The organism is Gaiella sp., assembly GCF_039915195.1.
Classification (GTDB): domain Bacteria; phylum Actinomycetota; class Thermoleophilia; order Gaiellales; family Gaiellaceae; genus Gaiella.
The window spans coordinates 1-8,613 of record NZ_JBDSNT010000080.1; the positions used below are offsets into that span (position 1 = coordinate 1).

Consider the following 8,613-nt stretch of genomic DNA (forward strand, 5'->3'; position numbering starts at 1 on the left):
GAGCTCGACCGGGGGCCGCGTCGCCTGTCCCGCCACCTCGAGCTCGAGCCTCGCGGACTCACGCGGGAGCTTCAGCTGCCAGAGCCCTGTCCCGTCCTCGACTCGATGGCGAAGAGTGACACCGTGCGGGGCGAGCCGCAGATCCTCGGTGTCGTGGTAGGTCGAGATGAAGACCCGGCTCGGGAGCCGTTCACCCATCAGCTCGGGGAGGACGAACGACTCTCCGGGGGCTAGCTTGACTTCGCGTTCGAGGGTCTCCCGCATCTGGACCAGATCGTACTAGGGTTACTTGTTTACCCCTGTCTCCAAGTGGTTAGAGTGCCGTTCATACATGAAACTCTCTCTCACCCCAAAGACCACCGAATTCTTTGTCCTCTTCGCCAACTCGGGCGAGAATGCCCTCGAGGTTGCGAGACTCGTCGAGCGCCGCTTCCGCGAGCACCCGAACTCCGGCGTCACGCAGGAGCAGGTGAAGGCTGCCGAGACGGCGGGCGACGCGATTACCCGCGATCTGATCGTGCTCCTGAATACCCAGTACCTGACACCTTTCGACCGCGAGGACATTTACCAGCTCGCTACCGAGATCGACGATGTCGTCGACTTCCTGGAAGAGGCGTCCGACCTGCTCGGCCTCTACGGAGTCGAGATGCCCACCCGTCACGCCGTCGAGCAGTGCGGGATCATCGTTAATGCCGTCGAGCAGCTCGCCACGGCGTGTCAGAACCTGAAGGGGATGAAGGGCGTGCAGGCCGCGCTGGTCGAACTCAAGTCGCTCGAGGATCAAGGCGACCGTGTCCTCCGTGATGCACTCGCGTCGCTCTTCCGCGACAACCGGATCGATCCCTTGATCGTGATCCGCTGGAAGGACATCTACGAGGCGCTCGAGCGCGCCCTCGATGCGTGCGAGACCGCAGCCAACGTGATCGCGAACATCCTCGTCAAGAACGCGTAGCCGGTCAACGTGACCTTGACCCTCGTCGCCGTCGTCGTCGTCGCGCTCTTCTTCGACTTCACAAACGGCTTTCACGATACGGCCAACTCGATCGCGACGAGCGTATCCACGCGGGCGCTGTCGCCGCGAAACGCTGTCGCGATGGCGGCGATCCTCAACTTCATAGGCGCCTTCATCTCATTCAAAGTGGCTGCCACGATCGCCAAAGGGATCGTCGACCCTGCCGTCATCACGCTCAGCATTATCCTCGCCGGCCTCGTGGGCGCGATCACCTGGAACCTGATCACGTGGTTTCTGGGATTGCCGTCGAGCTCGAGCCACGCGCTCATCGGCGGCATCATGGGGTCGGCGATCGTCGCGCAGGGCTTCGGCGTGATCGAGTGGTCAGGCCTCTGGGAGAAGGTTCTGAAGCCGTCGCTGATCGCTCCATTCGCTGCGCTCGTGCTCGCCTTCGCGCTGATGACCCTAATCGTCTGGGTGATCAAGCGGCGCTCACCTGCGAAGGTCAATCGCGTCTTCCGGAGGGGCCAACTTATCTCAGGCGGCTTCGTCGCGCTCACGCACGGGACGAACGACGCCCAGAAGACGATGGGGATCATCGCTTTGGCACTCGTCGCTTCGGGCAACCTCGACGAGAACTTCTCGAAGCCCCCGTTGTGGGTGATCGTCAGCGCGGCTCTCGCGATGGCCGCCGGTACCTACGCCGGCGGGTGGCGGATCATCCGCACCCTCGGGACGCGCATCGCCAAGATCGACCCGCCTCAGGGATTCTCCGCCCAGACTGCGTGCGCCTCGATGCTGTGGACGACCGCGCACCTCGGATTCCCGGTCTCGACGACGCACGTCATTTCCGGTTCGGTTATGGGCGCCGGGGCCACACGCGGCCTGCATGCCGTGCGCTGGGGCGTCGCCGGCAACATCGTGATGGCGTGGATCGTCACGATCCCGATGGCCGCACTCGTCGGAGGCGGGATGGAGCTGATCACGCGGCTCCCGGGAGGCGACGCGATCGTCTTTGCGCTAGCGATCGCGATCTCGTACACGGCCTTCGCCGCGCGACGCTGGGAGACGCGGCGGCTGCTCCCGCCCGAGGCACTCGAGAGCGCTCCGATCTAGAACGTAGCCGCGATCAGCGAGCAGACCACCCCGGCGAGCGCCTCGCCCCACGTCGCGCCGAAGACGCCGACCGAGACCGCGATCGCTGACCGAGGACTGCCTTTTCGTCAACCATTAGCGCCGGAGTCGTCAATGCCGCTCACGCGAGTGCTTGACGGCTGGTGGTCGCGGATTCGCGGGGAAGCAGAAGCGACAGTATCCCGGCCGCGAGGAGAAGAATGACACTCGTGACCAGGCAGGCTGGGAGCCCTTGCCACTGGTAGAGCAGCCCTGATAGAACGGCTCCGAGGAGCCGACCGGCTGCGTTCGCCATGTAGTAGAAGCCGACGTTCATCGCGACCCTGTCGCCGTCCGAATAGTGCAGAATCAGGAACGAGTGCACTGCTGAATTGAGCGCGAAGATCACGCCGAAGATGAGCAGTCCGACGACCAGGACGATTGACGGGTCAACGTCTGCCTGAAGGGCGATCGCGATACTCGCGGTGAGCGCAGCAAGGATGAACGCGAGCCACGTCGCGGTAAGCCCTGTCGGCTCGCCGTGGCCGCGCCGGTGCAGTAACGAAGGCGCTGAGGCCTGAACCATCCCGTAGAAGATGACCCATCCTCCCAGGAACGCGCCCACCTGCCAGAAACTCCAGTCCTCCTGCGTGCGGAGGAAGACAGGAAGGGCCACGGCGAACCACACGTCGCGTGCGGCGAAGAGGGCCAGGCGAGCTGCAGCGAGCACGTTGACCGCGCGCGTGTTCGAGAACATATGGGAGAACTTCGCCTTGGCGCTCCCTCTCCCGAGCGAGCCCCGCATCATCGTCAGCACGACCACGAGCGCAGTTCCGACGAGTGCGGCAAGCACGACGAGCGCGCTGCGGAAGCCGATCACCGTGAGGAGGAGCCCGCCGACGAAGAAGCCGATGCCCTTGAGGGCGTTCTTCGACCCGGTCAGCCAGGCGACCCAGCGGAACAGCGTGTCGGAGGCGTCCGTTGGTACGACGAGCTTCACGGCGCTCTTGGAGCTCATCTTGGTGAGGTCCTTGGCGATGCCTGAGAGCGCCTGCGCTGCCATGACATACGGCACGACAAGCCAGGCCGCCGGCACGAGCGCGAGCATGGAGATGGCGACGAGCTGGGTTGCGAGCCCACCGACGAGGGTTGCCTTCAGTCCGAACCGCGCCGCGAGGAAGCCACCGACGAGGTTCGTGATGATCCCGAAGATCTCGTAGAAAAGAAAGAGCATCGCGACCTGGAACGGGCTGTATCCAAGGTCGTAGAAGTAGAAGAGGACGAGAATGCGGAGCGCACCGTCCGTGAGCGTGTCAGCCCAGTAGGCGCTCGTGACGATCGCGTAGTTGCGCAGATCGGCGCTCCGCGTGCCTGTGGGCGGATCTGCGGTGCTCATCGCCGCACGCCCGGTCGCATCAGTGGCTCTCGAGGCTCCGCGCCACGATCGCGGCAAGCTCGACGAGCCGGTTCGCGTAGCCCCACTCGTTGTCGTACCAGGCGTAGACCTTCGCCTGGGTACCGGCGACGACCATCGTCGAGAGAGCATCGACGATCGCCGAGCGCGGGTCGTTCACGTAGTCGACGCTCACGAGTGGCCGCTCCTCGACGCCGAGGATGCTCCCGAGCTGCCCCGTGGCCGCGGCGCGCAGGAGGTCGTTGACCTCGTCCACTGTGGTCTCGCGCACGAGCTCGAAGACGCAGTCGGTGAGTGATGCGTTGAGCAGCGGCACCCTCACCGCGTGCCCATCGAGGCGGCCCTCCAACTCGGGGAAGATGCAGGCCGATCGCGGTGGCCGATCCGGTTGTCGTAGGAACAAGCGACATACCCGCTGCGCGGGCGCGCCGCAGATCCTTGTGCGGCGCGTCGACGATCGTCTGCGTGTTGGTCAGGTTATGGAGCGTCGTGATCGAGCCGTGACTGATCCCGATCCCCTCGTGCAGCACCTTGACGATCGGAGCGAGACAGTTCGTCGTGCACGACGCAGCGGTCACGATGGAGTGGAAGGCCGGGTCATAGCGGTCGTCATTGACGCCGACGACGACGTTGAGCGCCGACCCGTCCTTGACGGGAGCGGCCACAACGACCTTGCGAGCGCCGCACTCGAGGTGGGGCTTCAACGTCGACCCTGTGCGGAACTTGCCCGAGCACTCCAGCACTACGTCGACTCCGAAGCCCTGCCAATCGACGCCCATGGGCTCGGCCACATTCGACCAGCCCAGGCGGCGACCATCGACGGTCAGGTCGTGCTCGTTGCTCGTAATAGGCATTGCCCACCTTCCATGGACGGAGTCGAACTCGAGGAGATGCGCTCCCGTGCCCGCGCCGCCCTGAACCTCGTTCACGTGCACGAACTCCAGGTCATTCCGGCCCCAGCCCGCGCGAAGCGCGAGGCGACCCATGCGACCGAAACCGTTGATGCCAACACGGATCACCCGGGTCACGCGCGATGGGCGAGCGACGACGTCAGCATCGCGCGACTTTAAGGTCGGCTACCGCCGCCAGCTTCTCGACCGCCTCTTCGTTCAGCGAGAAGAAGGCCCACTTCCCGCGCTGCTCACGCTCGAGCAGGCCAACGTCCGTGAGCTTCTTCAGGTGATAGGAGACGGTCGGCTGCCCCAGACCGAGGGCGTCGTAGAAGTCACAGGCGCAGATCGCGGACCCGGCAACGGCGATCATGTTCACGATCCGCACCCGAGCCGGGTCGCCGAGCACCTTGAACAGCTCGGCGGTTGCGTTCGTCCCTTCGTCACTCATCACCGCTGTCGAGAGCGGCGTGCAACAGGCGGCCGCCTCGGGCGACGTACTCATACCTTCCGCCTTTCGCCCAGCTCGCCTATCCCCACCATCATCGGCCTCCCTGTATCGACGAGGCTCAATATATCGAACTACATCGATGCATGCAGATCGGTTCGCACGGTCTACCCGCCTTCGAGGCTCTTACGCTTCCGGTTTGCGATCACCTTGGCCATGATGTTCATCGCGAGCACGAACGCGATCAGAACGAGTGCGGCCGCCCAGGCAGCCGCCTGATCGTCGGGCGAGGGCGACTCCGAGAGCGTGAAGATCCTGACCGGGAGCGTCGGCAGTGCCTCGTCGACGTTGAACGAGATCTGATTCTGGGTGATCGAAGACGTGAACAGAAGCGGAGCGGTTTCACCGGCCACCCGCGCGACGGCGATCACAACCCCGGTGAGGATGCCGCCGATCGCGGTCGGCAGAACGATGCTGTACACGGTCCTCCATCGAGGTACGCCAAGGGCGAGGCTCGCCTCACGAAGGTGGCGCGGGACGAGTTCGAGGATCTCCTGCGTCGCACGCGCGACCATCGGGATCATCAGGATCGCGAGAGCCATGGCTCCGTAGATGGCGCTCTGGCCTTTCCCGACAACGAGGAGGCCGTAGATGAAGATGCCGACAATAATGGCGGGGACGCCGTTGAGAACATCGAGCATGACGCGGAAGAAGGATGCAGCCTTCGGGCCTGCGTACTCAGCGATGTAGATCGCAACGAGGATCGCGATCGGGACGGCCATGATCATGGCCATTCCGACGATCAGGGCGCTACCGATCAAGGCGTCCGCGATGCCGCCCTTCTCGCCGAAGAGAGCTGCAGGCTTCGTGAAGAACGCCGTGTCGATCTGACTGAGTCCCTTGAAGAGCACGGTTCCGAGCACGAGCGCGAGAAGCGCGACCGCAAAGGCGGCACTCAGGATAGCGAGGAGCGAGACCAGCTTCTGAATGCGGCGCCGGCGGCCAAGGTTGTTCGAGCTGGCCGTGATGTCGTACGGATCGATGATCTGGGCGGAGCTCATCCGGTCGACATCCTGCGAGCCTTCTGGAATCGATTCACGATCGCCTGTGCGGACACGTTCGTGACGAGCGAGATCACCAGCAAGATCGCAGCCAGGTAGAGGAGCGATTGGGCCTCGATCGCAGTGCTCGCGCCGATGTAGCTGCTTGCGATGCGGCTTCCCAGCGTGTCACCAGGAGGGAAGAGAGATTCATTGATGGTGTTGCCGCTCCCGATCACCTGCGTGACCGCGATCGCCTCACCGAATGCCCGGCCGAGCCCGAGCAGGACGGCAGCCGAGATTCCCGGCGCCGCGTAGGGGATCGCGACGCGCCGAATCGCCTCCCACCGCGTCGAGCCGAGCGCGAGCGAACCATCGGAGAGATCGCGTGGGACGCGACTGAAGAGCTCGCGGCAGATCGCCGACGTGATCGGGATGATCATGATCGTGAGGACGAGCGCGGCGGGGAGGATTCCGGCCTGCGACGGATCGCCGGAGAAGATCGGCAGGAACCCGAACCACGTGTTGAGGAACGGCTCGAGGTGATTCGCGACCCAGGGCCCAAAGACGAGAATGCCCCAGAGACCGAGAACGACGCTCGGGATCGCTGCGAGCAGTTCCACCATCGTCGCTATCGGTGCAGCGACTCGCCCCGGAGCGATCTCCGTCAGGAAGAGCGCGATCGCGATCGAGAGCGGGGTCGCGAGCAGCAGCGCGATGACGGACGTAACGATCGTCCCGTAGATGAAGACAAGCGCACCGTAGACGTTGGAGTTTGGGTTCCACCCCTGCGTCCAGATGAACGACAACCGGAACTCCTCGATCGCAGGCCAGGCGAGGGAGAAGACCTCGTAGGTGAGGAGACCGAGGACAGCTGTGACACCAACTGCCGCGACGAACGCGATTCCCTTGAACAGAACGTCACCCAGCCGGATCCCCTGGCGGTCGATCGGCGCGGGCGCCAGGGGATCTGGGGTGACGGTGCTCATTGAAACGGTGAGCTGTTAGATCTTCTTGATCTGCTTGTAGGCGAAGGCCTGTACCTGCTTCGGCAGCGGCTGGAAGAGCAACGCCGGCCCGAACTTCTGCCCTTGCGTCACGGCCCAGTAGACCATCTTCTTCAGCTCTGCGGCCTTCGACGACCCCGAGGGGACGACGACATACGTGAACGTCGAGATCGGGTAGGCGAGCGGGTTGCCCTTGGGCGGATTCACGATCGAGAGTGCACCGTCCTCGCTCGTGACTTTCGCCGGGAGCGTGGCCGCAGCCGCCTGAATTCCGCGCAGACCCGGCGTCGCGTACCTACCCGAGGCGTTCAGGACAGAAGCGAAGCGGATCTTGTTCTTGAGTGCGTACGCGACGTCCGCATAGCCGATCGAACCGGGCGTCTTCGTGATCACGCCGGCAACACCAGAGCTTCCGCGTGCGCCGAGACCAGCCGGCCACTGGGCGTTCACGCCGACCCCGAGCTTCGACTTCCAGGTCGGGCTGACCGCAGCGAGATACTCGGTGAAGTTATACGTCGTCCCCGAGTTGTCGGAGCGGTACACCGCGGTGATCTTGGTGTCCGGCAAGTTGCACTTGCCGTTGTTGCCGGCAATCCTCGGATCGTTCCACTTCGTGAGGTTGCCGAGATAGATGTCGGAGAGCTGCTTCCCGCCGAGTCGGAGGACGCAGTTGATTCCGGGCAGGTTGTACATGATCGCCGTTGCCGAGAGCGCCCAGGGAACCTCGACGCAGCCCTTGCAGGCGGCGAACTGATCCTTCGTGAGCGGTGCATCCGTTGCTCCGAAGTCGACCGTCTTGGCCGTGATCGCTGCGATTCCTCCGCCCGAGCCGATCGGGGAGTAGGAGACGTTGTACCCGTACGCTGATCCCAGCGCTGGGATCCACTTCGAGATGAGCGGGAAGACGAACGAGCTACCCGCCCCCGACAGCGATGTGTCCTGCTTCTTCGCCGGCGCCGCGGTTGCGGCTCCGACGACGCTTGCCACCGCGACCAGGCTGGCCACGATGACCATGAGCCCAAGAGCTCGCTTCATGATTCGACCCTCTCCCTTGGTTGCCATTTTCCGTTAGCACTCCCTTGACGGGCGTGAGATGTCAGGATTCCGGCCCGGCGCTCCCGGGTGGGCAGCGCTCCGGTGAGGAAGTGGTTGAATACCGGTGAACGCATCTCAGTGCGAGGCGTCCGTGAACTCGTGAAACTCGCCCGTGACGATGAAGGCTGTCTGCTCCCCAATGTCGACCGCGTTGTCGCCGATCCGCTCGATGCAGCGCGCGACGATGATCATCCGGATGCCCCACTCCTGCGTGCCTGGAGTGGCCGCCATCGAAAGCACCTGATCCGAGACTCTGTGGTTCGTGCGGTCGATCAGCTCGTCGAGATCGACCAGCCCACAGGCCCGCTCGACATCGCGCCTCGCGAATGAGTCGAGGGCGATCCTCACCATTTCCTCCGCTCGCTCGCCCATCTCGGTGAGCCCTTCAACGACATCGTTGCGAGGCTCGAGATCTGCAGCGAGCTTTGTCAACTTCGCGACCGTGACGCACTGGTCGCCGATCCGCTCGAGGTGAATGGAGTTGTGCAGGATCGCGAGAACGAGGCGCAGGTCGGTCGCGACGGGCGACTGCTGCGCGAGAAGTAGCGCGATCGATCTCTCGATTCCGTGGTAGCACGCGTCGACCTCATCATCGAATGCGACGACCTCATCGCAGAGCTCCACATCCTGGGTGCGGAGGACGTCGACGGCACC

General features: G+C 64.1%; 8 protein-coding genes and 2 pseudogenes. 2 read left to right on the forward strand and 8 right to left on the reverse strand.

The window, feature by feature from the left end; all coding sequences use genetic code 11:
* Positions 1 to 264: pseudogene (locus tag ABIR74_RS08165) on the reverse strand (hypothetical protein); the annotation flags it as partial.
* 67 nt (positions 265 to 331) lie between these two features.
* Between ABIR74_RS08165 and ABIR74_RS08170 the strand changes: the two are divergent.
* Both ABIR74_RS08170 and ABIR74_RS08175 read left to right on the forward strand, forming a co-directional pair.
* Positions 332 to 952: a DUF47 family protein gene (locus ABIR74_RS08170; protein ID WP_348176906.1), complete on the forward strand. Its 621-nt coding sequence runs from the start codon at positions 332 to 334 to the stop codon at positions 950 to 952.
* A gap of 9 nt (positions 953 to 961) precedes the next feature.
* The gene (locus ABIR74_RS08175; protein WP_348176908.1) at positions 962 to 2,068 is read left to right on the forward strand and encodes an inorganic phosphate transporter; all 1,107 of its coding nucleotides are present in this window, start codon (positions 962 to 964) and stop codon (positions 2,066 to 2,068) included.
* A gap of 139 nt (positions 2,069 to 2,207) precedes the next feature.
* Here the strand turns inward: ABIR74_RS08175 and arsJ are convergent, their stop codons facing one another.
* The 7 genes and pseudogenes from arsJ to phoU form a co-directional block, all read right to left on the reverse strand.
* Positions 2,208 to 3,461, reverse strand: a complete 1,254-nt coding sequence (arsJ, locus tag ABIR74_RS08180; RefSeq protein ID WP_348176910.1) for an organoarsenical effux MFS transporter ArsJ — start codon at positions 3,459 to 3,461, stop codon at positions 2,208 to 2,210.
* 19 nt (positions 3,462 to 3,480) lie between these two features.
* Positions 3,481 to 4,465: pseudogene (locus ABIR74_RS08185) on the reverse strand (ArsJ-associated glyceraldehyde-3-phosphate dehydrogenase).
* Between the two features lie 64 nt (positions 4,466 to 4,529).
* A complete protein-coding gene (locus tag ABIR74_RS08190; RefSeq protein WP_348176912.1) occupies positions 4,530 to 4,874 on the reverse strand; it encodes a metalloregulator ArsR/SmtB family transcription factor in 345 nt (114 codons plus the stop codon).
* A gap of 110 nt (positions 4,875 to 4,984) precedes the next feature.
* The gene (gene pstA / locus ABIR74_RS08195) at positions 4,985 to 5,878 is read right to left on the reverse strand and encodes a phosphate ABC transporter permease PstA (protein ID WP_348176914.1); all 894 of its coding nucleotides are present in this window, start codon (positions 5,876 to 5,878) and stop codon (positions 4,985 to 4,987) included.
* Positions 5,875 to 6,846, reverse strand: a complete 972-nt coding sequence (gene pstC / locus ABIR74_RS08200) for a phosphate ABC transporter permease subunit PstC (protein WP_348176916.1) — start codon at positions 6,844 to 6,846, stop codon at positions 5,875 to 5,877. Before pstC ends, pstA begins: the two co-directional genes overlap by 4 nt.
* A 15-nt stretch (positions 6,847 to 6,861) precedes the next feature.
* Positions 6,862 to 7,899, reverse strand: coding sequence for a phosphate ABC transporter substrate-binding protein PstS (gene pstS, locus ABIR74_RS08205; protein ID WP_348176918.1), 1,038 nt, complete (start codon positions 7,897 to 7,899; stop codon positions 6,862 to 6,864).
* A gap of 135 nt (positions 7,900 to 8,034) precedes the next feature.
* On the reverse strand, positions 8,035 to 8,613 hold a 579-nt coding region (gene phoU / locus ABIR74_RS08210), incomplete at its 5' end, for a phosphate signaling complex protein PhoU (RefSeq protein WP_348176920.1).